The organism is Pseudomonas sp., assembly GCF_030698175.1.
GTDB lineage: Bacteria > Pseudomonadota > Gammaproteobacteria > Pseudomonadales > Pseudomonadaceae > Aquipseudomonas.
Genome location: NZ_JAUYNT010000038.1, coordinates 1 through 23,606, shown reverse-complemented (window position 1 = coordinate 23,606; position 23,606 = coordinate 1). Strand labels below are relative to the sequence as shown.

Here is a 23,606-nt window from a genome sequence, read left to right as displayed (position 1 = left end):
GCTAAAGCGTCACACTCCCGACGCAGTAGCATTGCACCAGCCGTTACTGGCGAGCATCATCGTTACAGGTACCGGCTGGCAAGCACTGCCAGCGCACTCAACGGATGAGCAGTATGGCCAGTAACTGCACTCGCCAAACCCCGCAAGCACTGCGAATACTCAGGCGCGGCCTCGCCGCATGGTCGCTACTGCTGCTATGCCTGCTCAGCCCGGCAGCGCCAGCCGACGACGCACCCCTGCAAGTAATCGACTTTCAGCTGCGCTGGAAGCATCAATTCCAGTTTGCCGGCTATTACGCCGCCATCGCCCAAGGCTATTACCGCGAAGAAGGCCTGGAAGTGCGCCTGCACCAAGGCGTTCCAGGCAAGACCCCAGTGGAAGAAGTGCTGGCCGGCCGCGCCCAATACGCCCAAGCCAACAGTGAGTTGTTATTTGCCCGTCTCAACGGCAAACCCTTGGTGGCACTGGCGGCGATCTTCCAGCATTCACCCTCGGTGCTGCTGGCGCGGGCCGATGCCGGCATTCGTAGCGTGCATGACTTGCTGGGCAAGCGGGTGATGCTGATAAACGCGCAAGTCAATGCCGACTTCTTAGCCATGTTTCGCCGCGAAGGCATGGACCCGACCCGCATCCAAGTGCAGCCCAGCAGTTACGCCATCGAAGACCTGGCCAGCGGCAAAACCGATGCCTTCAACTCTTACCTGACCAACGAGCCGTTCCTGTTGCAGCAACAGGGCATCGATTACGTGGTCATTTCGCCAAGCACCTATGGCATCGACTTCTACAGCGACATTCTGTTCACCAGCGAGGCCGAAATTGAAGAGCACCCCGAGCGGGTTGAGGCCTTTCGTCGCGCCACCTTGCGCGGTTGGCGCTATGCCATGGATCACCCCGAGGAGATTATCGAGCTGCTGCTCAAGCAGTATAAGGTGCCAAAATCCCGCGCCCATTTGCAGTTTGAAGCCCAGGTGATGCGCAGCCTGATCCTGCCCGACCTGATCGAAATCGGCCATATGAACCCCGGCCGCTGGCAGCGCATGAGTGAAATCCTCGTTGAACAAGGCATGGCGCCAGACACCAGCAGCCTGGAAGGCTTCAGTTACGACCCCAACCCACCCCAGCAGGTTAAACGCTTGCAGCGCATCATCGTGGTGATCAGCCTCGGCGGCGCTTTGGCGCTGGCGGTCACCCTGGCGCTGCTGGCGATTCAACGCCGGCTGATGCGCGAGATTCGCTTGCGCAAACAAGCGGAAGCCGAAGTCCGCGCGCTGGCCTTTAACGACAACCTGACAGGCTTGCCCAATCGCAACAGCTTTATCCCCTACGCCAAGCAAAAATTACTCGCGGCCAAACGCAGCGGTGAGCATCTGGCGCTGTGCTATATCGACCTGAACAAGTTCAAAGAGATCAACGACCGCCATGGCCACCAAGCCGGCGATGCGGTGCTGGTGCACGCGGCCAAGGCCATCAGCAGCAGCATTCGTGAGGCCGATATGGCGGCGAGGATGGGCGGCGATGAGTTTGTCATCTTGCTCGATGGGATCAACAACGCCGTCGATACCGAACGGCTGACCAACCTGATCTGCCAAGCCATAGCCCAGCCACTGCATTGGCAAGGGTTGATCCTGCGGGTAACGGCCAGCCTGGGGGTGGCCCTGTGCCCGCAAGATGGCGACGAACTCAGCGAGCTGATGGCCAAGGCCGACGCGGCGATGTTCTACAAAAAGGCCGCCATGCTGGTGTTGCGCTAGCGGCACCGCTATTAAGCAGACCGTTGCTTAACGGGCCGCCAGATGGGCAATCATCAGCTGCACGCTTTCGCGCCCGCGAAACTCGTTCACATCCAGTTTGTAGGCCAGCTCGACCCAGCGCACGCTGGCGTTCGGCCAGGTTTCACGGTCGATATTAAAGGCAATGCCATCCAGCTCAAGGCTGCCGCATTCACTCTTGAGCACCAGCTTTAAGTGCTTCTCACCGACCAGGCGCTGTTGCAGCACCTGGAACACCCCATGAAACAGCGGCTCGGGAAAGTGCTGACCCCAAGGTCCGGCATGCCGCAGCGCCTTGGCCAGCTCAAGATTGAATTCGGTGACGCTTAATTGACCGTCAGACAACAGCCGGCCGGTCAGATCATCCTCATTCAACTGACGACGCACCTCAGCATCGAAGGCCGCAGCAAACGCGCCGTAGTGCTCCTGCGGCAACGACAGGCCGGCGGCCATGGCATGCCCGCCGAACTTGCTGATCAAGCCCGGATGCTTGGCCGCCACCGCGTCCAGCGCATCACGGATATGCAGCCCCGGCACCGAACGGGCCGAACCTTTCAGTAACCCCGCGCCGGCATCGGCAAAGGCAATGGCCGGGCGGTGATAACGCTCCTTCAGCCGTGAGGCCAGGATGCCGATCACGCCCTGATGCCAGTCCGGCTCAAACAGACACAGGCCAAACGGCATGTCGGCCAGCGGCAGGTCCTTGAGCTGGGCCAGCGCTTCGCGCTGCATGCCCTGCTCGATGGTCTTGCGGTCTTTGTTCAGTTCGTCCAATTGCTGGGCCATGTCGCGGGCCAGCGCTTCGTCTTCACAGAGCAGGCATTCAATCCCTAAGCTCATGTCGTCCAACCGCCCGGCGGCGTTTAGCCGTGGGCCGAGGATAAAACCCAGGTCGGTCGAGTTAATCCGTGAGTAATCGCGACCGGCCACTTCCAGCACCGCGCGCAAACCAGCCCGCGCCCGGCCGGCGCGAATGCGGGCGATGCCTTGATGGACCAGGATGCGGTTATTGGCATCCAACGGCACCACGTCGGCGACGCTGCCCAACGCGACCAAATCGAGCAGCTCGGCCAGGTTCGGCTCGGCCAGGCTGCGTTCGGCAAACCAATTCAGCTCGCGCAACTTGGCGCGCAGCGCCAGCAACAGATAAAACATCACGCCGACGCCGGCCAGCGCCTTGCTGGGGAACTCACAGCCCGGCTGGTTGGGATTGACGATGGCATCGGCAGCCGGCAACTCGGGGCCCGGCAAGTGGTGATCGGTAATCAGCACCGTCAGGCCGGCCGCCTTGGCCGCCGCCACGCCGTCGACGCTGGAGATGCCGTTGTCCACCGTCAGCAGCAAATCCGGCTGGCGCTGCAAGGCCACCGCGACTATCTCCGGGGTCAGGCCATAGCCGAACTCAAAGCGATTAGGCACCAGATAATCGACATGGGCAGCGCCAAGCATGCGCAACCCCAGTACTCCGGCTGCACTGGCGGTGGCGCCGTCGGCGTCGAAGTCGCCGACAATCAAAATCCGCTGACGCAACGTCAATGCCGTCACCAGCAAACTGACCGCCGCATCGATGCCCTTGAGTTGCGCAAACGGAATCAGCCGCGCCAAGCCCTTGTCCAACTCGGCGGCCGACTGCACGCCACGGGCGGCATACAAGCGGGTGAGCAACGGCGGCAGATCGCCCAGGTTAGGTAAAACAGCGGGTAGCGGGCGGGGTTCGATGCGCATGGGGCGGGGATCTCAGTGTGCAGGTCGAGACGAACCATAGGATGGGTTGAGCCTGCGACACCCATCGTATTACCGGTATTGATGGGTATCGCTGCGCTCAACCCATCCTACAAATCCAAGTCTTAACGCTCGCCGACCAACCATTCCAATGGCACTTCATGCTGACCGCGCTCATCGGTGACGAACAACTCGCCATCGCTGATCATCACGCTCCAGCTCAGCGAGCGCGGCATATTCAGGGCCAGGCCAGCCAAAGCTTCCTGATCTACGGCCACCACATTGAGGTTTTTCAGGTTCCGTACCGAATCGAGCATTTTGCTCTGCCAGACGCGCAAACTGCCGTAAGCCACCAAGCTGAATTTCTCGGTGCGTCGCGAGCACCAGGTCATGCGGTCGCTGTCGGGTTGGCCGACTTCGATCCAGTGCAGCACACGGTCATCCAGGCTTTTTTCCCACAGCGCCGGCTCGTCGATATCCGACAGACCCCGACCGAAGGCCAAATGCTCGTGATAGAACAGGCAATAGGCAATCAGCCGCGCGGCCAGACGCTCCTCGGTTTCCGACGGATGCTTGGCCACGGTGAAACGCAGGCTTTCATACACACTGCGATCAATGTCGGTGAGGTTCAGGTCGATTTTGTACGTAGTGGACGGCTGGGCCATGGGGGACTTCTTGATTATCTGCAGCGGGAAAGCCGCCAAGTTTAACCCGAAACCCCCGACCCGACCCGAGCTAACCCAGCATCCGTGCTAAACAAGCACGGCCAGCGCTCAGCAGCGCAGGCGCAGCTCTTGCTGCGTCACGGGATCGAGGTAGTCAATCAGGGCTTGATTGGTCGGCAAATCCACATACAGCCGGCAATAATGCTCGCCGTTACGCCAGGCCATGGACACCCCGGTATCGCCGGATTGATGCAATTCAAAGCAGCCATCGAACGCCGGATGCGTATTGCGCAAGCGCATCAGCACCAGCAAGCGCTGCACCAGCGGCTGCTGCATGGCCTCCTCGGCCTCGGCCAGACTGTAGGCATGCCGGTTGACGTCGCGCGCCTCGCCGCTCGCCGCGCACAAGGCAAAATCATTGCAACCCGCCAGCAGGCCGACGTAATACACCTGCGGGATACCCGGGGTGAAGAACTGGATGGCGCGCGCCGCGATATAAGCATCGTCATTGCGCAGCAAGGCTTCGTAGAAGGTGCAGGTCAGCTGGTAGATGGCGCCGACGCTGTGCACGCTGACCGCCGAACGACGCATGATCGGGTCGGCACTGCGGGTCGAGACCTCATCGATCAGAAAGCGGATTTCCAACTCCGGCAACATGCTTTCCACATCCGGGATGCAGATGCCGTCATGGGTGTCGAGCACCGTGATTTGGTTGCGCGGGCACATGCGCAACCACTGACGCAGGTAACGACTGTTACCGGATAAAAACGCGTGCAGCACCAGCGGCGGCAAAGCGAAGGCGTAAGGGCGCATGTTGCGCTGCGAGATGGCGTACTGGTAACTGATGTGATCGTGCACCTCGGGCAGCATCTCGGCGCCATATTTCTCGCCGGTCTCGCGGAACCACTCGAGAATCCGGTAGACATCCGGCTCGACCAAAAAGCAGCTACTGCCAATCCGCTTGGTGGTATAGCCGAAGGCATCCAGGCGAAACAACTTGACCCCGCGCGCCGCGAGAAAGGCGATGTATTTCTCCATCAAGCGGTACGTCTGCTCGGACTGGTAATTCAGGTCGATCTGCCGCTCGGTGAAGGTGCACCAGACCCGACAAGTCTCACCATTGGCCAGATGCACGTTACGGAACGGCTCCTTCTCCTTGCGAATGTGAATCTTGGCCAGGTCTTCCTGCACGATCTCACCCAACTGATCGACCAGCACGAACAGCTCGGCATAGGTTGAGTCCAGGCCATGGGCCACAAAGTCGAGAAACTCCGGCGACTCATCAGAGATATGACTGATCACCAGATCGACACACAGATCGAAACGCGCCGAAATCCGCTCAACATCGGCCCAATCGCCATAGCGAGAATCGACCTCCATATGGGTCAGCGGCGAGAAACCCGCATCGGCGTTCGAGGGGTACAGCGGCAGAATATGCACACCGCCCACAGCATCGGCGAGATGCCGGTCCAGCAATTGATAGAGACCGGCCAGGTTGCCACCGAAGCGGTCGGGATAGGTAATCAGCTGAATAGCGTTGCGCAATTGCATGCAACCTCCTGATTCGCCGACACGACAACCACGAATTGACTGTCACGGGGCAAATTGACCGCGCGTCCAAACCAACCAACGCGAGTGCTTAGACCTTAACAGAGGACGCGCGCCCATCGGCAATGCCTATTCGACCGCGCAAGCAGTCGGGCCAGCCACAGCACCTCGAACCCGCAGGCATTAGCGGCCAGTGGCAAGGCTCGATTACCGGTAACCTGCATTTCCCCTGCGCCACCACAATCGCATAGGCTTACCCCCCGCCTATCACGCATCGGAGCCGCCATGGAACACAGCAAACCCCTCGCGGGCTTAAAGGTAATAGAACTCGGCACCCTGATCGCCGGGCCTTTCGCCGCGCGGATCTGCGCCGAATTTGGCGCCCAGGTGATCAAGGTCGAATCGCCCGACGGCGGCGATCCGCTGCGCAAATGGCGCAAGCTGTATGAGGGCACCTCCTTGTGGTGGTTCGTGCAGGCGCGCAACAAGCAGTCGCTGACCTTGAACCTCAAGCACCCGGATGCCATCGCCATCCTCAAGCAACTGCTCGGCGACACCGATATTCTGATCGAGAATTTTCGCCCCGGCGTGCTGGAAAAACTCGGCTTGGGCTGGGATGTTTTACACGCACTCAACCCCAAGCTGGTGATGGTGCGCCTGTCCGGTTTCGGCCAGACCGGTCCGCTGAAAGACCAACCGGGCTTCGGTGCGGTCGGTGAATCCATGGGCGGCTTGCGCTATATCACCGGCTTCGAAGATCGGCCGCCGGTGCGCACCGGCATCTCCATTGGCGACTCGATTGCCGCCCTCTGGGGGGTGATCGGCGCCTTGATGGCGCTGCGGCATTGCGAAGTAAATGGCGGACAGGGCCAGGTGGTCGACGTGGCGTTGTATGAGGCGGTATTCGCCATGATGGAAAGCATGGTGCCCGAGTTCGACGTGTTCGGTTTTATCCGCGAGCGCAGCGGCAACATCATGCCCGGCATCACTCCCTCGTCGATCCACACCAGCTTGGATGGCAAGCATGTGCAGATCGGCGCCAACGGCGATGCAATCTTCCAGCGCTTTATGCGCGCCATCGGCCGTGATGATTTAGCCAACGACCCGACGCTGACCGACAATGCCGGCCGCGATGGGCGCCGTGACGAGCTGTACGGGGTGATCGACCGTTGGGCCAGCAGCCTGCCACTGGATGCGCTATTGAATACGCTCAGCAGCGCCGAAGTGCCGGCCAGCCGCATCTACTCCGCCGCAGACATGCTCAGCGACCCGCAGTTTCTCGCCCGCGAAATGTTCCTCTCAGCCAAATTACCCGACGGCAAAGCCTTCAAGATGCCCGGCATAGTGCCCAAGCTTTCTGCGACCCCAGGCTCGGTTGATTCAGTGGGGCCAGAGCTGGGCGAACACAATGGCCAAGTGCTGACGGCGCTGGGTTATACCAGTGAGCAAATCAGCGCCCTGCGTCGCGACGGGGCTATCTAACCCGTCTGTCCGACACCACCCAGCAGCCACAAAAAAGGCCAGCTCCTTACGGCAGCTGGCCTTTTTTGTGGCTCAAGTTTCGAGCTAGTTACAACGGCTTGCCACGATTGCCGTGGGCTGCGACGAAGGCTTGCACGGTCTTCAGGTCGTTGGCCAATACGGTGCAGCGCTCATCGCGCTGGAACAGATCAGCCAAGTGCGGCGGCAATGCAGGCGCTGCGCCGACACCGGCCTGCTCCACCGCTTCCGGGAATTTAACCGGGTGGGCGGTGCCAAGGATGACCATGGGCGTGGCCAAGCTGCGGCGGCAATCGCGGGCGGCTTTAACGCCGATGGCGGTGTGCGGGTCGAGCAGCTCGCCACATTCGACATACACCTGGGCGATGGTGGCGCAGGTTTCTTCGTCGTTGACCGCCAGGGAATCGAACAACTTGCGCGCCTCGGTCCAGCGATCATCGGCCACGCTGAATGAACCGGCCTGCTTGAAGGTACTCATCAGTTCGGCCACCGCCGCGCCATTGCGACCGTGCAGGTCAAACAACAGGCGCTCGAAGTTCGACGAGACCATGATGTCCATGGATGGCGACAGCGTTGGATGCAGGGTGTCTTTGGCGTACTGATTGCCACTCATAAAGCGGTGCAGGATGTCGTTGCGGTTGGTCGCGACGATCAGCTGGCTGATCGGCAAGCCCATGTTGCGCGCCAAGTAACCGGCGAAAATATCGCCAAAGTTGCCGGTTGGCACCGAGAACGCGATCGAACGGGCCGGGCCGCCGAGCTGCAGGGCCGCATGAAAGTAGTAGACGATCTGGGCCATGATCCGCGCCCAGTTGATCGAGTTAACCGCGACCAAACGAGTGCCCTTGAGAAAGCCCTGGTCGGCGAAGCTGTCCTTGACCATCTCCTGGCAGTCATCGAAGTTGCCTTCGATGGCGATGTTGTGGATGTTGTCGCCGAAGATGGTGGTCATCTGCCGGCGCTGCACCTCAGACACCCGGTTGTGCGGGTGCATGATAAAGATGTCGACGTTATCGCAGGCCTTACAGCCTTCGATGGCCGCCGAGCCGGTGTCGCCAGAGGTGGCACCCATGATCACCACACGCTCATTGCGCTTGGCCAACACGTAATCGAGCAAACGGCCGAGCAACTGCAGGGCGAAGTCTTTGAACGCCAGGGTTGGCCCGTGGAACAGTTCCAACACCCACTCATTGCTGCCCAGTTGACGCAGCGGTGCCACGGCGCCGTGGGCGAATACGCCCTGCTCCCCAACTGAATAGGTATCTTGCAGAATCTGCTTGAAGTCGGCGTCCGGAATGCTGCCGGTCACAAACGGGCGCATCACCTTGAAGGCCAGCTCGTGGTACGGCAGGCCGGCCCAGGAGGCGATCTCTTCCTGGGTGAAACGCGGCAGGTTTTCCGGCACGTAAAGGCCGCCATCGCTGGCCAGACCGGCCAACAACACATCTTCAAAATTCAGGGTCGGCGCTTGGCCACGGGTGCTGACATAACGCATATCTATCAACCTTTAAGCTGAAATCTGAGCCGCCAGCACGGGGCTGGCGACCAATTAATTAAGCTGCTCGACGCGAATGCGCACCACATTGCCAACCACATCGCTCAAGGCTTCCAGGGCGGTGATGGCATTGTTCATGCGCAGCTCAACCACCCGATGGGTGACCAGAATCATCGGCACCAGGCCGTCGTGCTCTTCGACTTCCTTCTGCATGATCGATTCGATATTGATGCCGTGCTCAGACAGGATGGTCGCCACTTGCGCCAACACACCCGGATGATCGCGGCCCTGGATGCGCAGGTAATAAGCGCTCTCGCAAGCTTCGATCGGCAGGATCGGATGGTCCGACAGCGCGTCTGGCTGGAAGGCCAGGTGCGGCACGCGGTTTTCCGGATCGGAGGTCATGGCGCGAACCACGTCGACCAAGTCCGCCACCACCGAAGACGCCGTCGGCTCCATGCCGGCGCCAGCGCCGTAGAACAAGGTCGAGCCTGCGGCGTCGCCATTGACCATCACCGCGTTCATCACGCCATTAACATTGGCGATCAGCCGATCAGCCGGGATCAACGTCGGGTGCACCCGCAGCTCGATGCCGGCCTCGGTGCGCCGCGCCACGCCCAGGTGCTTGATGCGGTAACCCAGGGCTTCGGCGTAGTTGACGTCGGCCGTGGTCAGCTTGGTGATGCCTTCGGTGTAGGCCTTGTCGAACTGCAGCGGGATACCAAAGGCGATCGAGGCCAGAATAGTCAGCTTGTGCGCGGCATCTATGCCTTCGACATCGAAGGTCGGATCGGTTTCGGCGTAACCCAGGGCCTGGGCTTCCTTGAGCACGTCTTCAAAGGCACGGCCTTTATCGCGCATCTCGGTGAGGATGAAGTTACCGGTGCCGTTGATGATGCCGGCCACCCAGTTGATCCGGTTGCCCGCCAAACCTTCGCGAACCGCCTTGATCACCGGAATACCGCCGGCGACCGAGGCTTCGAAGGCGACTATTACGCCCTTCTCACGGGCCTTGGCAAAAATCTCGTTGCCATGCACGGCAATCAGCGCCTTGTTGGCGGTGACCACATGCTTGCCGTTTTCGATGGCTTTGAGCACTAATTCGCGGGCGATGGTGCTGCCGCCGATCAGCTCAACCACGACGTCGATTTCGGGGTTATTGACCACGTCGAACACGTCGCCGGTAGTTGGGGTCGCGCCAATATCGCACTTGGGATTGGCACTGCGCAGGGCAATTTGAGCCACTTCAATACCGCGCCCGGCACGCCGAGCAATCTCCTCGGCATTACGCTTAAGCACATTGAAGGTGCCGCCACCGACGGTACCCAGTCCACAAATGCCTACTTTGACCGGTTTCAAACGCTATACCCCATCATCACAGTAAACGGGCGAGTCACACTCATCCGCATAAAAGAGCCGCACCTTACGAAGCGGCTCTTTATTAGTCAATCCGTCGCGGACGCCATTAGTCATCCGGCGCGGACGCTTATTAATCAATCCGCCGCAGTAGCCTGTTACTTGGCCTCGAGAGCCAGTTTCGCCAACTCCGGCGCTGGCCGGTAACCAGGTATCAACTCGCCATTGGCCAAGACAATCGCCGGCGTACCATCAATGCCAATCAGCTGACCCAACTCATATTGCTTGGCTACTGGGTTTTCGCAGGTACCAGGTGGCAATTCTTTACGCGCTTTGACCGCCGTCATAGCCGCCTGACGATCTTTGGCGCACCAGACACTGACTAAACCGTTATAGCCATTCGAGGCCAAACCCTGACGCGGGAAGGCCATGTACCGTACCTCGACGCCGAGGCGATTGAGCTCTGGCACTTCACGGTGCAGTTTTTGGCAGTAGCCGCAATCTGTGTCGGTAAATACGGTGATATGGGTCTTCGGTGCTTTAGGGGCAAACACCACCATTTCACTCAAGGGCACCGCATTAATCTCTTTGGCTATAGCTTTGCTTTTGACCTGCTCAGTCAGATTCAGCGCCTGGCCATTTTTAAACTGGTAGAGAAAACCTTGCAGCATGTACTGGCCGTCGGCGCTGGAATAGAGCACGCGACCACCTTGCAAATGCACTTCAAAAACGCCGGTTAGCGGGCTCTCGGCAATGGCTTCAATCTTCATGTCGGGATCAATAGATTTTAACGACTGACGGATCGCCTGATCCGGATCAGCAGGCGCTGCGGCCAAGGCAAAATTGCCAAGCAAACCAAGGGCTACAACGCTAACAATTTTGCACAGACGCATAAGGGGCTCCGGCGACACAGACTCATTAAAGCGGCCAAGATTACCACACAAGGCCGCCCAGACCGACCGCCTGCACCGTGTAACAGCGCCATCTATCGCCGTAAAGAGACCGTCAGCCGCGCGGGTGATGCTTGGCATGCAGCTCTTGCAAACGGGCGCGGGCGACATGGGTGTAGATCTGCGTGGTGGACAAATCGCTATGCCCAAGCAGCATCTGCACCACTCGCAAATCCGCGCCATGATTGAGCAAGTGCGTGGCAAAGGCATGCCGTAGCGTGTGTGGTGACAAAGATTTAGCAATGCCGGCCACACTCGCGTGGTGCTTGATCCGATGCCAGAAGGTTTGCCGGGTCATCTGCTCGCCGCGCAGACTTGGAAACAATACATCACTGGGTTTGCCGGCCAGCAAAAAACCACGACCCTCACGCACGTAGCGCTCGATCCAGTGCATCGCCTCTTCACCCAGCGGCACCAAACGCTCCTTGCTGCCCTTGCCGAACACCCGCAACACGCCTTGGCGCAGATTGACCTGCTCAAGGGTCAGGCTGATCAGCTCGGTCACCCGCAGTCCGCAGGCATACAAAACCTCGAGCATGGCTCTGTCACGCAAGCCCAGCGGCTCGGCCACTTCCGGCGCCGCCAATAAGGCCTCGACATCGGCCTCAGACAGCGACTTGGGCAGCGGTCGGCCAAGTTGCGGCAACTCAACTTGCAAGGTCGGGTCTTGGCCAATCAAGCCTTCACGCAGCAAAAAGCGGTAAAAGCCGCGCAAGCCGGAGAGAAACCGCGCCGTCGAACGGGCTTGGTATCCGGCGCTTAAGCGCCATGCCAGATGATCGAGAATCAGCTCGCGCCCGGCACTGGGCAGCTCCAAGCCACGTTCCAGCAACCAGCCATTGAAGTGACTCAGATCGCTGCTATAGGCCGCACGGGTATTAGCCGCCAAGCCCTTCTCCAGCCATAGGGTTTCGAGAAAACGTTCAATCAGGGGATGCTCAACAGCAGACATGGGCGCAACGCAGATAGACAAAAATGAGCGCCAGTCTTGCATAGGCGCATAGCCTCAACCAGCACAAAAAAGGCGATTAAAAACACATCATAGGCAGCTAAAAAAACTAAAAATCAGCGCGCCACCTACCTTTAGATGGGTGACAGTTCAATCCATGCCAACCATGCTTGCAATAAGCCACTACCGTCTGCCGGATTTATAACAATGTCTAACAATCAAAAATCGCGTCTGGGCCAACTGTTAATCGACAAGGGCTTAGTCACAGCAGCTCAACTCGATAGCGCCATTAAGCTGCAGCTGACCAGCAGCAAACGTCTCGGTGAAATTTTCATCGAGCAAGGCGTGCTGACCGAACGGCAACTGAGCAAAGCGCTGAAAAAGCAAAACAGCCTGCGCCTGACTGCCACCCTGGTCGCCGCCCTGCTCAGCCCATTCCAGATGGCCAGCGCCGATATGCAGCGGCAAACTCCGCCCAGCATGACTAGCCAACTGCAGACGCCGCGCGGCATGCAAGCACTGAGCGACGCCGAGATGAGCAGCGTCAGCGCCCAAGGCCTGAACGATGTACTGCAAGGTATTTTCGCCAAAGCCGGCAGCGACGATGGCGTCGGCACCGTCGGCCAACTGGCAAAATTGGTACTGCCGGTGCTGAACAGCCTGGAAGCCGAAACCTCGATGCATGACGTGCAGTACGACACCAGCAAAATGACCTCAATCATCAATGCCGACGGCTCGATCAACGTGCGCCTGCCCAGCTCGATTGGCGAATTACGCTTCGACAACATTCGCGTCGCCGGCGCCAACCCCGGACAAAGCTTTGGCAGCGTAGTGATGCAAGACATCGACCTCTCGCAAGCCTCGCTGCGGATCAGCCTGCACTGAGCTCACCCAAGCAATCCAAAGTGCCCGCAATGGGCGTTTTCTCCAGCCAGGTATGCCGCAGTACTTCGCCACACTCATCACCACCCGTACCGCAAGCACTCAAAATTCAGGCAAAAAAAAGCAGCCCGCAGGCTGCTTTTTCAGAACGACTGGACTTAAGCCAGCTTTTCTTTGATACGTGCTGCCTTGCCCGACAGGTCACGAAGGTAGTACAGCTTGGCTTTACGCACGTCACCGCGACGCTTAACGCTCAGGCTTTCTACGATCGGGCTGTAGGTCTGGAAAGTACGCTCAACGCCAACACCGTTGGAGATCTTACGAACAGTGAAAGCACTGTTCAGACCACGGTTACGCTTGGCAATAACGACGCCTTCGAATGCTTGCAGACGCTGACGGTCGCCTTCCTTCACTTTCACCTGAACGATGATGGTGTCACCTGGGGCGAATGGCGGAAGAACTTTGCCCATCTGCTCAGCTTCGATCTGCTGAATGATTTTGTTAGTCATGCTGTGCTCCTAAGGCTGGCCTAAGGCCGACCATCGATACGTTAACTATCGTCCCGCTGGCGAAGGTATTCCGCCAACAGCTTTTTCTCTTCTCCAGAAAGCGAGCGGCTTTCCAGAAGATCGGCGCGTCGTTCGTAGGTCCGACCAAGGGACTGCTGCAAACGCCAACGCCGGATGTGTTCATGGTTGCCGCCAAGCAGCACCTGTGGAACACGTTTGTCCGCATACACCTCCGGGCGGGTGTAGTGTGGACAGTCGAGCAGGCCGTCGGTAAACGAGTCCTCCTCGGCGGAATTCGCGTGGCCTAATGCACCAGGCAACAACCGCGTTACCGCATCGATCAGTACCATCGCCGGCAGCTCACCGCCGGAAAGGACGTAATCACCAATCGACCATTCCTCATCGACATGCGCCTCAATGAAGCGCTCATCGATCCCTTCGTAGCGGCCAGCGATGAGGATTAAAGCCTCCTCTTGCGCCAACTCGCGTACCGCCGACTGATTAAGCTGGCGACCTTGCGGCGAAAGGTAAATCACTTTGACCTTACCGCCGACAGCTTGCTTGGCATCCGCCAAGGCATCCTGCAGGGGCTTGATCTTCATCACCATGCCCGGACCGCCACCAAAAGGTCGATCATCCACTGTGTGGTGGCGATCTTCGGTATAGGCTCGCGGATTCCAGCAGGTCAGTTGCAACAACCCCTGTTTAACCGCGCGACTGGTAATGCCGTATTCACTGATGGCGGAAAACATTTCCGGAAACAGGGTTATAACTTCAACGCGTAGGCCAGCCATGTTTCGTACTAGCCCCTGCCGCTCAGAAAGCCAGCCTTAGAAGTCTGCATCCCATTCCACCCGCATCTCACCAGCGGCCAGATCAACTGCCAACACGCATTGCTCGGTATAGGGCAATAGGCGTTCGCGATCATCCAGGCTGCCTGTGCAGGCTTTAACCACCATTACATCGTTGGCGCCGGTTTCCAGTAAGTGATGCACAGTGCCGAGCAATTGCCCGAGCTGGTCTATCACTTTCAGACCTTCCAGCTGGTACCAGTAGTACTCGCCGTCGGTCAGGTCTGGGAGCAAGCTGCGGAGCACACAAATTTCAAATCCCGCGAGAAGACGTGCTTCTTCACGGTCATCGAGCCCCTTCAGCTTTGCCACGAGCACTTTGTTTTGCAAGCGCCCGCTAGCCAGCTCAACCTGTCGAACTTCACTGCCACGCCTAAGCGTCCAGTGTGAATAGTCCAGCAGATTGTCAATCGGATCAGTGAAGGAGTAGACCTTCACTTCGCCACGAACACCGTGAACCGAGAAAATCTTGCCGATAACTAAATAATCATCGGCTGGTTTGGTGATCGCGGTCATGCTGCTCAGGCCACAGCCTTAGCAGCTTCCTTCAACAACTGTGCAGCGCGATCAGATGGCTGAGCACCCTGGCTCAGCCAGTAAGTAGCGCGCTCTTGGTCGACTGAAAGACGCACTTCACCACCAGCTGCGACCGGATTGAAGAAACCAATACGCTCAACAAAACGACCATCGCGCGCATTGCGGCTGTTGGTCACGGTCAGGTGATAAAACGGGCGCTTCTTAGAGCCGCCACGGGCAAGACGAATAGTTACCATATCAACATCGTTCCTGTAGTCGGTGCTGCAAAACTAAAATTGCACACTGGGCACGGGGCCCGAAAGGCCGCACATTCTAAGGATTGTGCGGCGCGAGTTCAACACATAAGTACCAATACACTGTTACTTAGGTGCCGCTTAAGTACTTAAATCTGCCTGCAAGCCCCGCAGAGCAAGGTTACAGGCCCGCACTCAAATTCTTGGCATGCCGCCGCCGGGCAACATTCCGCCCATGCCGCGCATCATTTTCGCCATACCGCCCTTGGCGGTGAACTTCTTCATCATCTTCTGCATCTGCTTGTGCTGCTTGATCAGCCGGCCAATATCCTGCACCTGGGTGCCGGAGCCCATGGCGATGCGGCGCTTGCGCGAACCACTGATCACCTCAGGGTCGCGGCGCTCAAGCGGCGTCATCGAGTTGATGATGGCTTCCATCTGCTTGAACTGCTTCTCGGCCACGCCTTGGGCGCCGCCCATTTGCGCCAGATTGACGCCGCCCATATTCGGCAGCTTGTCCATCAGGCCGCTAAGGCCGCCCATGTTTTTCATCTGCTGCAGCTGATCGCGGAAGTCTTCGAGATCGAAGCCTTTGCCTTTTTTCAGCTTCTTCGCCAGCTTGTCGGCTTTATCGCGATCCAGGGTGTTTTCGGCCTGTTCGATCAGGCTGAGCACATCACCCATGCCGAGGATGCGCGAGGCAATCCGATCAGGGTGAAACGGCTCAAGGGCGTCAGTTTTCTCGCCCATACCGATAAATTTGATCGGTTTGCCGGTAATCGCCCGCACCGACAGCGCCGCACCACCGCGCGCATCGCCATCGACCTTGGTCAACACCACGCCAGTCAGCGGCAGCGCATCGGCGAAGGCCTTGGCGGTATTGGCGGCATCCTGACCGGTCATGGCGTCGACCACGAACAGCGTCTCGACCGGATTAACCGCCGCATGCAAGGCCTGAATCTCGGCCATCATCTCGGCATCAATGGCCAAGCGGCCGGCGGTATCGACAATGACTACATCGATAAACTTCAGCCGCGCCTCATTAATAGCCGCCAACGCGATGGCCACTGGCTGCTGAGTAAGATCAGACGGAAAGAAGGTCACGCCAACTTCGCCAGCCAGGGTTTCCAGCTGTTTGATCGCGGCCGGGCGATAAACGTCGGCCGAAACGATCAGCACGCTTTTCTTTTTGCGCTCTTTAAGGAAGCGCGCCAGCTTGGCCACGGTGGTGGTTTTACCCGCACCTTGCAGGCCGGCCATCAACACCACGGCGGGCGGCAAAGCGTGCAGGTCGAGGTCTTCGTTGGCCGCGCCCATCAACTCTTCAAGCTCGGCGCGCACGATCTTCACGAAGGCCTGACCCGGCGTCAGGCTTTTCGACACCTCGGTGCCGACCGCGCGATCTTTGACCTTATTAACGAAGTCCTTGACCACTGGCAGAGCCACGTCAGCTTCGAGCAAGGCCATGCGCACTTCGCGCAGGGTGTCTTTAATATTGTCTTCGGTCAGCTTGGCCTTGCCGGTGACATGGCGCAGCGTCTGCGAGAGGCGATCAGTTAGATTTTCAAACATGCGCGTTCCTTTCAGTGTCTCCAGAGCCGAGACTGAGCTTGCTGCCAGCGGGCGATTATAGCGAAGACTCTGCGCCGCCGACACCGCCACGGTCTTTCAGGGCAAGAGCGTTATATGCCACACTGCGAAATCTCAAGGATTGCCTGCTCAGGTTCTATGCACCCTCTGCTTCCCAGCCTCGCCGCCGCCGGCTTATATGTCGGCACCACTGCTTACCAAGCCCTGCGCTTGGGCCAACGCGCAGTGCCGGACAAACGCCTGCTCAGCCTACTGGGTTTACTCGCCCTGCTCGCCCACGGTTTCAGCCTGTATTTACAGCTGATTACGCCGATGGGCCTGGGCCTGGACTTCTTTAATGCCGCCAGCCTGATCGCCGCCGCAGTCATATTACTGACCCTGCTGGCTTGCCGGCAGATCCCGGTAGAAAACCTGTTACTGCTGTTGTTTCCGCTCGGCGCTCTGACGGTGCTAATGGCGCAGTTTGCCCCCAGTGGCACGGTGCAGACGATAAACGAGCACTCCGGCATCCTGGCCCATATCCTGTTGTCGATTCTGGCTTACGGCATGCTGACCATAGCGATGTTTCAGTCGCTGTTGCTGCTACTGCAAGACCATCAGCTAAAAAATAAACACCCCTCAGGGCTGATTAAAAATTTCCCGCCGCTGCAAACCATGGAAAGCCTGCTGTTTGGCTTTCTCTGGGCCGGCTGGGGTTTGCTGTCGCTGTCCCTGCTGTCGGGCTGGTTGTTTGTCGAAGACCTGTTCACCCAGCATCTGGCGCACAAAACCATTCTCTCGGTGTTCGCCTGGCTGGTGTTTGCCGTGCTGCTGTGGGGCCGGCAACAACTGGGCTGGCGCGGACACAAAGCCATTCGCTGGACACTGGCGGGTTTCTGCTTGCTGATGCTGGCCTATTTTGGCAGCAAGCTGGTACGCGAATTCATTCTGCACATCTAGGCACTTACCCGTGGACAATGCTCACCCAGGGTTTTTGATCGGCCTGCTAATTTTCCTGCTGGCCTGCTCGGCGTTCTTCTCCAGCGCAGAAACCGGCATCCTCAGCCTGAACCGCTACCGCCTGCGCCACCGAGCCAAAGAAGGACACCGCGGCGCCAAGCGCGTCAGCGCCCTGCTTAGCCGCCCGGACCGCCTGCTGGGCACCATCCTGATTGGCAATAACTTCGTCAACATCCTCGCTTCGGCCATCGCCACCGTACTGGCCATTCAACTGTGGGGCGATGCCGGCATCGCCATCGCCACGGTTGGGCTGACATTACTGCTACTGATCTTTGGTGAAATCACTCCCAAGACCCTGGCTGCCCTGCGCCCAGAGGCCGTCGCCTACCCAGCCAGCCTGCCCCTGAGTTTATTGCTCAAGCTGTTATATCCGCTGGTGTTGCTGCTGGGCTGGATCAGCAACGGCCTGTTGCGCCTGTTTGGCATCGATCCCAGCAGCAAGCGCAACGATAGCCTCAGTACCGAAGAGCTGCGCAGCGTGGTGCGCGAGTCTGAACATACACTGCCGAACCGGCAGAACATGCTGCTGGGCATCCTTGAGCTGGACAACATCACCGTCAACGACATCATGATCCCGCGCAACGAGGTCACCGGCATCGACCTTGAAGACAGCTTCGAAGAGATCATCCGCCAGCTGCGCACCACCAGCCACACACGCCTGCCGGTGTTTCGCAGCGACATCAATCAGATCGAAGGCGTGGTGCATATGCGCCATATCGCCCGGCTCCTGACCCACAACCAGCTGACCAAAGAAGCCTTGCTCGGCGCCTGCCAAGAGCCCTACTTCATCCCGGAAAGCACGCCACTCTCGACTCAGCTGATCAACTTTCAAAAGGAAAAACGCCGCATCGGCATAGTTGTCGACGAGTACGGCGAAGCGCTGGGCATCGTCACCCTGGAAGATATTCTGGAAGAAATAGTCGGCGACTTTAAGCATCAAGAACTGCAAGACAGTCCAGATATTCACCCGCAAGCCGACGGCACCCAGATCATCGATGGCACCGCCAACATCCGCGACCTCAACAAGATGCTCAACTGGCAGTTGCCCTGCGACGGCCCCAAGACCCTGAATGGGCTGATCACCGAAGCCCTGGAAAATCTCCCGGACAGCAGCGTTTGCCTGAAGGTCGGCCGCTATCGGCTGGAGGTGTTACAGATGGCCGACAACCGGGTAAAAACCGTGCGCATCTGGCCCGCCAATCTCAACCCACTGACGCCGCCGACTGCTGCTGACTGAGCAGCTGTTGGCTGAGCAATTGCGGCGCCAGCCCGCTCGCCCAGACCTGATAGCCCAGCTGCGAGGGGTGATAACCATCCACCGCCAGGTAGTCGGCGGTAAATTCCAGCGCGACCGGGCAATAACTGGCACCCAACTGCCGCGCCACCGCGCGTAATTGCCGATCCAGCAAGGCTCCACGCAAGTCCAACACCCGCCGCAACAACCAGGGCAGCGCGCTAAAGTGCTGCAGCGGTGGCACCGCGGTAAACGCCACCTGCGCCCCTTGCGCCTGCAACGCCTGGGTCATGCATGTCAGTGCTTGGCGCCAGCTGCGCAGCGAGCTGAGTTGGGTGCTGTCGTTCACCCCAAACACCAGCAAGAGCAAATCTGCCTGTGCCGCCAAGGCCTGCGGCAACAAGCGCGTGCAGGCCTGACTGGCGGTGATGCCGTTTTCGCCGCACGCCTGCCAGGCCACGGGGCGGCGCTGCTGCTCGGCCAAGGCGTGGGCCAAACGCGCGGCCAAGCCTTGGGTTTGGCAAGCGACACCCACACCCGCCACGGTCGACTCACCCAGCAGTAAGACGCGCAACGCCGGCCCGGCAAACTCAGCCCCAGCCAAGCCTTGCTGCGGGCCGGCTGCCGGCGCTAAACGCAAGGCTCGCCGGCGCGTGCGCAGCGCCTGCGGCACCAGCACAGGCAGCAATAACAACGCCAGCAGCCACCAGGCGCCAACCCGCAGGCGCATCACAGCGTGATGCTAACCGCCTGCGCGGCCCGTACCGCCTTGGCCCGCGCCAACTCAATCGACTCATCCCGCGCCAGCGCCACGCCCATGCGCCGCTGGCCGGACACCTGCGGCTTGCCGAATAAACGCAGCGCCGTGTCTGGCTCGCTCAAGGCCGCAGCCAAATTGCCGAAGCTGACCTGACTCGACTCACCCTCGACCAGAATCACCGCCGATGCCGCAGCACCCAACTGACGAACCAGCGGAATTGGCAAACCCAAAATCGCCCGCGCATGCAGGGCAAACTCGGACAAGTCTTGAGAAATCAGGGTGACCAAGCCGGTGTCATGGGGGCGCGGCGAGACTTCGCTGAACCACACTTGATCGCCTTTAACGAACAACTCCACGCCAAACAAGCCACGGCCGCCCAACGCTTCAGTCACCGCCAACGCCACTCGCTCGGACTCCGCCAGCGCCGCCGGGCTCATCGCCTGCGGCTGCCAGGATTCGTGATAGTCGCCCTTGACTTGCCGATGGCCGACTGGCGCGCAGAAGGTAGTGCCCGTGGCGTGACGCACGGTGAGCAGGGTGATTTCGTAGTCAAAGTCGATAAATCCCTCGACTATCACCCGCCCCTTGCCGGCCCGTCCGCCTTCCTGGGCGTAATCCCAGGCCGCCTGCAGATCGGCGCTGCTTTTCAGTAACGACTGGCCTTTGCCCGAGGAGCTCATGATCGGTTTAACCACGCACGGATAACCGATGCGCGCCACCGCCGCCCGATAGACCTCAAGGGTATCGGCAAACTCATAGGGCGAGGTCGGCAGGCCCAGCTCTTCGGCGGCCAGCCGGCGAATGCCCTCACGGTTCATGGTCAACTGCGCCGCCCGCGCACTGGGAATCACGTTGAAGCCTTCGGCTTCCAGCTCAACCAGGGTGGCGGTGGCTATGGCCTCGATTTCCGGGACTATGTAATGCGGCTGCTCGGCCTCAATCACCGCCCGCAAGGCGGCGCCGTCGAGCATATTGATCACGTGATGGCGATGGGCAACCTGCATGGCCGGCGCATCGGCGTAGCGATCAACCGCGATCACCTCAACGCCCAGGCGCTGCAGTTCGATCACCAACTCTTTACCCAGTTCGCCCGAACCACAGAGCAAAACACGGGTGGCGCTGGCCGACAGGGGGGTGCCAATACGGGGCATGATGCGTCCTCAATAAATAAACAGGCGGTGCAGCGGCGGCGTTGGCGCGGCGCTACAGGGCGAATAAAACCTAAACCGGCGGGCTCAGAAATTGACCGTTGGCGTAGGCACGCTCAACACAACGGGCCAGCACTTGGCGGCGCTCGGCATTATCCATGCGCATCCAGCGGGTGATTTCCGCCGCGCTGCGCTGGCAGCCAATGCAGATATCGGCATCATCCAAAGCGCAGACGTTGATGCACGGCGAGGCCAGCGGCTTTTCAGTTTTACGTGCAGTCATAATGGCTAACTCAGGCACGCTTAATCGTCCTGCGGGTGCAAGTCACGGGCGTAACGCTGGGCGTTGTGCACGTAATGGGCAGCGCTGGCCTCGAGCATTTTGATCTGCTGCTCGGTCAGCTCGCGCACCACCTTGCCGGGTGAGCCCATCACCAGGCTACCATCAGGAATCACCTTGCCTTCAGGGATCAGCGCATTGGCACCAATCAGGCAGTTCTTGCCGATTTTGGCACCGTTGAGCACCACCGCATTGATGCCGATCAGGCTGTAATCACCGACCGTACAGCCATGCAGCATGACGTTATGACCGATGGTAACGCCCTTGCCGATCGACAGCGGATAACCCATATCGGTGTGCATCACGGTGCCGTCTTGCACATTGCTGTTCTCGCCGATGTGGATCAGCTCGTTGTCGCCGCGCAGCACCGTGTTAAACCAAACGCTGGCGCCGGCCTCAAGTTTAACCTTGCCGACCAACACCGCATTCGGCGCCACCCAGCTCTCGGGATGCGACTCGACCCGTGAATCGCCCAGACGGTATTTCATAGATTCGCCCTCAAGATGAATGTTTAGCTCAGGTGGGTAAAAGGTGCCGAGGGTCGATGTAGCTCGATTCCGGCGTCGTAAAGCAGGTTGACCAACTCGACCACCATGATCGCCGTCAGCCCCCAGATTTTATATTCACCGTACTGGTAACTCGGCACGTACCAGCTCTTGCCCAGATAATCGATGCGATGGGTCATCTCCCGCGGATCGTTGCGGAAATACGCCAGGGGCACCATAAACACCGAGGCAATTTCCGCGTCATTGGCCTGGTACTCCACATAATCGGGCACCAAACCGACGTAGGGCGTGACCTGAATACCATGCCGCGACACCAGCGTGCTGAGCGGCCCCAGCACCTCGACCAAGCCGGCCGGCAAGCCGATTTCTTCTTCGGCCTCACGCAATGCGGTGCAGATTAAATCGCTGTCCTCCGGATCGCGCCGACCACCGGGAAACGCCACCTCACCGCCGTGGGTCGACAAGCCGCTGGCGCGCAGGGTCAGCACCAAACAAGGCTCGGCACTGCGGGTAATCGGCAGCAGCACCGCCGCTTGCGGCAAGCTCTCGTCAATAGGCAAGCCGAGCGGGCTATAGCCCTGCATGCGCCGCAGCAAGTCATCCAACATGAGTGGTTCTCGATCTTGGTTTATCTCTGGCATCATGGCATGAAGCGCCACGCCGCCCAAGCCCACAAACCCACGGTCTGCGCTTAAGTCTGCAGCCCTCTGCTTGGCCGCGATTAACCGCCGAACACCATGGAGCCCAGATGAAATTTTGCAGCCAGTGTGGCAACCCGGTCGCCCAACAGATTCCCGACGGCGATAACCGCCTGCGCTTCGTGTGCCCGCAGTGCCAGACCATTCACTACCAAAACCCGCGAATTATCGCCGGCTGCCTGCCGGTGTGGGGCGAGCAAGTGCTGCTGTGCCGGCGGGCGATTGAGCCGCGCCGTGGTTTTTGGACGCTACCGGCCGGCTTTATGGAAAACGGCGAAACCCTGGAACAAGCCGCCGCCCGCGAAACCCTCGAGGAAGCCTGTGCTCGCGTTCAGGGCCTAAGCCTCTATACCCTGTTCGACCTGCCGCATATCAATCAGGTCTATATGCTGTTTCGCGCCGAGTTAGTCGATCTGGATTTTGCCGCCGGGGCAGAAAGCCTGGAGGTGCAACTTTTCTCGGAACAGGACATTCCCTGGTCAGAGCTGGCTTTCCCGACGATCAGCCGTACTTTAGAATGCTACTTCGCTGACCGGCCACAGCAACTGTTCCCGGTACGCAACGAGCCACTTGCGGCCTTGCGTGCGCATTACCAAAAAACTTGAGCGGCCCAGCGTCGTCAACCCCCAGGAAACTGCTCCAATGCGTTGGTTGTTAGCCTTACTTTGCCTGTCCTTTGCCACGTTTGCCAACGCCAGCAGCCCGACTCTGAACGCGCAGAACATCGACAAGGTGTTGGTGCTCAAGTCCGCCCATCAGCTGCAACTGATCAGCCGCGGCAAAACCCTAAAAACCTACCGTATCTCCCTGGGCAAACAACCCAAGGGGCCGAAACTGCGTGAAGGCGACCAGCGCACCCCTGAAGGCCTGTATTGGATCGACTGGCGTAAAACCAGCAACAATTACAACCTGTCCCTGCATGTCTCCTACCCCAACAGCCGCGACAAAGCCCTGGCCCTCAAGCAAGGCCTGGCACCGGGCGGCATGATCATGATCCACGGCACGCCGATTGATGAGGAATACCCCGAGTGGTACTTCACCACCCTCGACTGGACCAACGGCTGCATCGCGATGAAAAACAGCGACATGCAAGAACTTTGGGATACCGTCAAAGACGGCACCCTGATCGAAATCAGGCCCTAAGTCAGCAAAGAGTCTGAAACCGCTCGGTGGGTTACGCGGCGCACTGACTGCGAGGTGAGGTTTTGAGCCTGCGAGGCGCCGCTAACCCACCCTTGTATGTTGAGGTCATCGTTAAACAGTAGGCTCAAACACGCTGTTGACGATAATCAGTAAGGTTCCGGGGAGGCCGTCCCACCCTAGAGACGCATTGCGATCTCGTTTGTAGAGAGGCCCCCCGCCTCA

General features: G+C 59.2%; 24 protein-coding genes. 7 read left to right on the top strand and 17 right to left on the bottom strand.

The window, feature by feature from the left end; genetic code table 11:
• Positions 1–113: 113 nt before the first annotated feature.
• Positions 114–1,751, top strand: a complete 1,638-nt coding sequence (locus tag Q8R10_RS18785) for a GGDEF domain-containing protein (protein ID WP_305655466.1) — start codon at positions 114–116, stop codon at positions 1,749–1,751.
• 27 nt (positions 1,752–1,778) lie between these two features.
• Here the strand turns inward: Q8R10_RS18785 and recJ are convergent, their stop codons facing one another.
• The 3 genes from recJ to gtfA form a co-directional block, all read right to left on the bottom strand.
• Positions 1,779–3,494, bottom strand: coding sequence for a single-stranded-DNA-specific exonuclease RecJ (recJ, locus tag Q8R10_RS18780; protein ID WP_305655464.1), 1,716 nt, complete (start codon positions 3,492–3,494; stop codon positions 1,779–1,781).
• A 122-nt stretch (positions 3,495–3,616) separates the two neighbouring features.
• Positions 3,617–4,156: a YaeQ family protein gene (locus tag Q8R10_RS18775; RefSeq protein ID WP_305655462.1), complete on the bottom strand. Its 540-nt coding sequence runs from the start codon at positions 4,154–4,156 to the stop codon at positions 3,617–3,619.
• Between the two features lie 108 nt (positions 4,157–4,264).
• Positions 4,265–5,707, bottom strand: a complete 1,443-nt coding sequence (gene gtfA, locus Q8R10_RS18770; protein WP_305655460.1) for a sucrose phosphorylase — start codon at positions 5,705–5,707, stop codon at positions 4,265–4,267.
• A 282-nt stretch (positions 5,708–5,989) separates the two neighbouring features.
• On the opposite strand from gtfA, the gene Q8R10_RS18765 reads away from it, so the two are divergent.
• Positions 5,990–7,186 (top strand): CaiB/BaiF CoA-transferase family protein, encoded by a 1,197-nt coding sequence (locus tag Q8R10_RS18765; RefSeq protein WP_305655459.1) that lies wholly within the window; start codon positions 5,990–5,992, stop codon positions 7,184–7,186.
• A gap of 88 nt (positions 7,187–7,274) precedes the next feature.
• Here Q8R10_RS18765 and thrC read toward each other — a convergent pair whose 3' ends face one another.
• The 4 genes from thrC to xerD form a co-directional block, all read right to left on the bottom strand.
• On the bottom strand, positions 7,275–8,699 hold the full coding sequence (gene thrC, locus Q8R10_RS18760) for a threonine synthase (protein WP_305655457.1): 1,425 nt from the start codon (positions 8,697–8,699) through the stop codon (positions 7,275–7,277).
• A 54-nt stretch (positions 8,700–8,753) separates the two neighbouring features.
• Positions 8,754–10,058, bottom strand: a complete 1,305-nt coding sequence (locus Q8R10_RS18755; RefSeq protein WP_305655455.1) for a homoserine dehydrogenase — start codon at positions 10,056–10,058, stop codon at positions 8,754–8,756.
• A 155-nt stretch (positions 10,059–10,213) separates the two neighbouring features.
• Positions 10,214–10,948, bottom strand: coding sequence for a thioredoxin fold domain-containing protein (locus Q8R10_RS18750; protein WP_305655454.1), 735 nt, complete (start codon positions 10,946–10,948; stop codon positions 10,214–10,216).
• 112 nt (positions 10,949–11,060) lie between these two features.
• On the bottom strand, positions 11,061–11,957 hold the full coding sequence (gene xerD, locus Q8R10_RS18745; RefSeq protein ID WP_305655452.1) for a site-specific tyrosine recombinase XerD: 897 nt from the start codon (positions 11,955–11,957) through the stop codon (positions 11,061–11,063).
• A 204-nt stretch (positions 11,958–12,161) separates the two neighbouring features.
• Between xerD and Q8R10_RS18740 the strand changes: the two genes are divergently transcribed.
• Positions 12,162–12,839, top strand: coding sequence for a hypothetical protein (locus Q8R10_RS18740; protein WP_305655451.1), 678 nt, complete (start codon positions 12,162–12,164; stop codon positions 12,837–12,839).
• Positions 12,840–12,994: 155 nt separating this feature from the next.
• Here Q8R10_RS18740 and rplS read toward each other — a convergent pair whose 3' ends face one another.
• The 5 genes from rplS to ffh all read right to left on the bottom strand — a co-directional run bounded on the left by rplS (position 12,995) and on the right by ffh (position 16,538).
• On the bottom strand, positions 12,995–13,345 hold the full coding sequence (rplS, locus tag Q8R10_RS18735) for a 50S ribosomal protein L19 (RefSeq protein WP_305655450.1): 351 nt from the start codon (positions 13,343–13,345) through the stop codon (positions 12,995–12,997).
• A gap of 41 nt (positions 13,346–13,386) precedes the next feature.
• Complete coding sequence (trmD, locus tag Q8R10_RS18730; RefSeq protein ID WP_305655449.1) at positions 13,387–14,139, bottom strand: tRNA (guanosine(37)-N1)-methyltransferase TrmD; 753 nt, start codon at positions 14,137–14,139, stop codon at positions 13,387–13,389.
• A gap of 36 nt (positions 14,140–14,175) precedes the next feature.
• The gene (gene rimM, locus Q8R10_RS18725; protein ID WP_305655448.1) at positions 14,176–14,712 is read right to left on the bottom strand and encodes a ribosome maturation factor RimM; all 537 of its coding nucleotides are present in this window, start codon (positions 14,710–14,712) and stop codon (positions 14,176–14,178) included.
• Positions 14,713–14,717: 5 nt separating this feature from the next.
• Positions 14,718–14,969, bottom strand: coding sequence for a 30S ribosomal protein S16 (gene rpsP / locus Q8R10_RS18720; protein ID WP_305655447.1), 252 nt, complete (start codon positions 14,967–14,969; stop codon positions 14,718–14,720).
• 192 nt (positions 14,970–15,161) lie between these two features.
• The gene (gene ffh, locus Q8R10_RS18715) at positions 15,162–16,538 is read right to left on the bottom strand and encodes a signal recognition particle protein (RefSeq protein WP_305655446.1); all 1,377 of its coding nucleotides are present in this window, start codon (positions 16,536–16,538) and stop codon (positions 15,162–15,164) included.
• A gap of 156 nt (positions 16,539–16,694) precedes the next feature.
• On the opposite strand from ffh, the gene Q8R10_RS18710 reads away from it, so the two are divergent.
• Both Q8R10_RS18710 and Q8R10_RS18705 read left to right on the top strand, forming a co-directional pair.
• The gene (locus Q8R10_RS18710; protein ID WP_305655444.1) at positions 16,695–17,495 is read left to right on the top strand and encodes an inner membrane protein YpjD; all 801 of its coding nucleotides are present in this window, start codon (positions 16,695–16,697) and stop codon (positions 17,493–17,495) included.
• Between the two features lie 10 nt (positions 17,496–17,505).
• A complete protein-coding gene (locus tag Q8R10_RS18705) occupies positions 17,506–18,792 on the top strand; it encodes an HlyC/CorC family transporter (protein WP_305655443.1) in 1,287 nt (428 codons plus the stop codon).
• Here the strand turns inward: Q8R10_RS18705 and Q8R10_RS18700 are convergent.
• The 5 genes from Q8R10_RS18700 to Q8R10_RS18680 form a co-directional block, all read right to left on the bottom strand.
• A complete protein-coding gene (locus Q8R10_RS18700) occupies positions 18,758–19,522 on the bottom strand; it encodes an SGNH/GDSL hydrolase family protein (protein WP_371133369.1) in 765 nt (254 codons plus the stop codon). The two genes, Q8R10_RS18705 and Q8R10_RS18700, sit on opposite strands and share 35 nt — an antisense overlap.
• Positions 19,519–20,700, bottom strand: coding sequence for a formate-dependent phosphoribosylglycinamide formyltransferase (purT, locus tag Q8R10_RS18695; RefSeq protein WP_305655440.1), 1,182 nt, complete (start codon positions 20,698–20,700; stop codon positions 19,519–19,521). The genes Q8R10_RS18700 and purT overlap by 4 nt, the downstream gene beginning before the upstream one ends.
• Before the next feature lie 70 nt (positions 20,701–20,770).
• A complete protein-coding gene (locus Q8R10_RS18690) occupies positions 20,771–20,980 on the bottom strand; it encodes a DUF1289 domain-containing protein (protein ID WP_305655438.1) in 210 nt (69 codons plus the stop codon).
• A gap of 20 nt (positions 20,981–21,000) precedes the next feature.
• Entirely contained in the window at positions 21,001–21,525 is a 525-nt protein-coding gene (locus Q8R10_RS18685; RefSeq protein ID WP_305655436.1) for a gamma carbonic anhydrase family protein, read from the bottom strand.
• Positions 21,526–21,548: 23 nt separating this feature from the next.
• Positions 21,549–22,151 (bottom strand): CoA pyrophosphatase, encoded by a 603-nt coding sequence (locus tag Q8R10_RS18680; RefSeq protein ID WP_305655434.1) that lies wholly within the window; start codon positions 22,149–22,151, stop codon positions 21,549–21,551.
• A 140-nt stretch (positions 22,152–22,291) separates the two neighbouring features.
• Here Q8R10_RS18680 and Q8R10_RS18675 point away from each other — a divergent pair, with 140 nt between their 5' ends.
• Both Q8R10_RS18675 and Q8R10_RS18670 read left to right on the top strand, forming a co-directional pair.
• A complete protein-coding gene (locus Q8R10_RS18675) occupies positions 22,292–22,846 on the top strand; it encodes an NUDIX hydrolase (RefSeq protein WP_305655432.1) in 555 nt (184 codons plus the stop codon).
• Positions 22,847–22,883: 37 nt separating this feature from the next.
• Entirely contained in the window at positions 22,884–23,384 is a 501-nt protein-coding gene (locus Q8R10_RS18670) for a murein L,D-transpeptidase family protein (RefSeq protein ID WP_305655430.1), read from the top strand.
• Positions 23,385–23,606 lie beyond the last annotated feature (222 nt).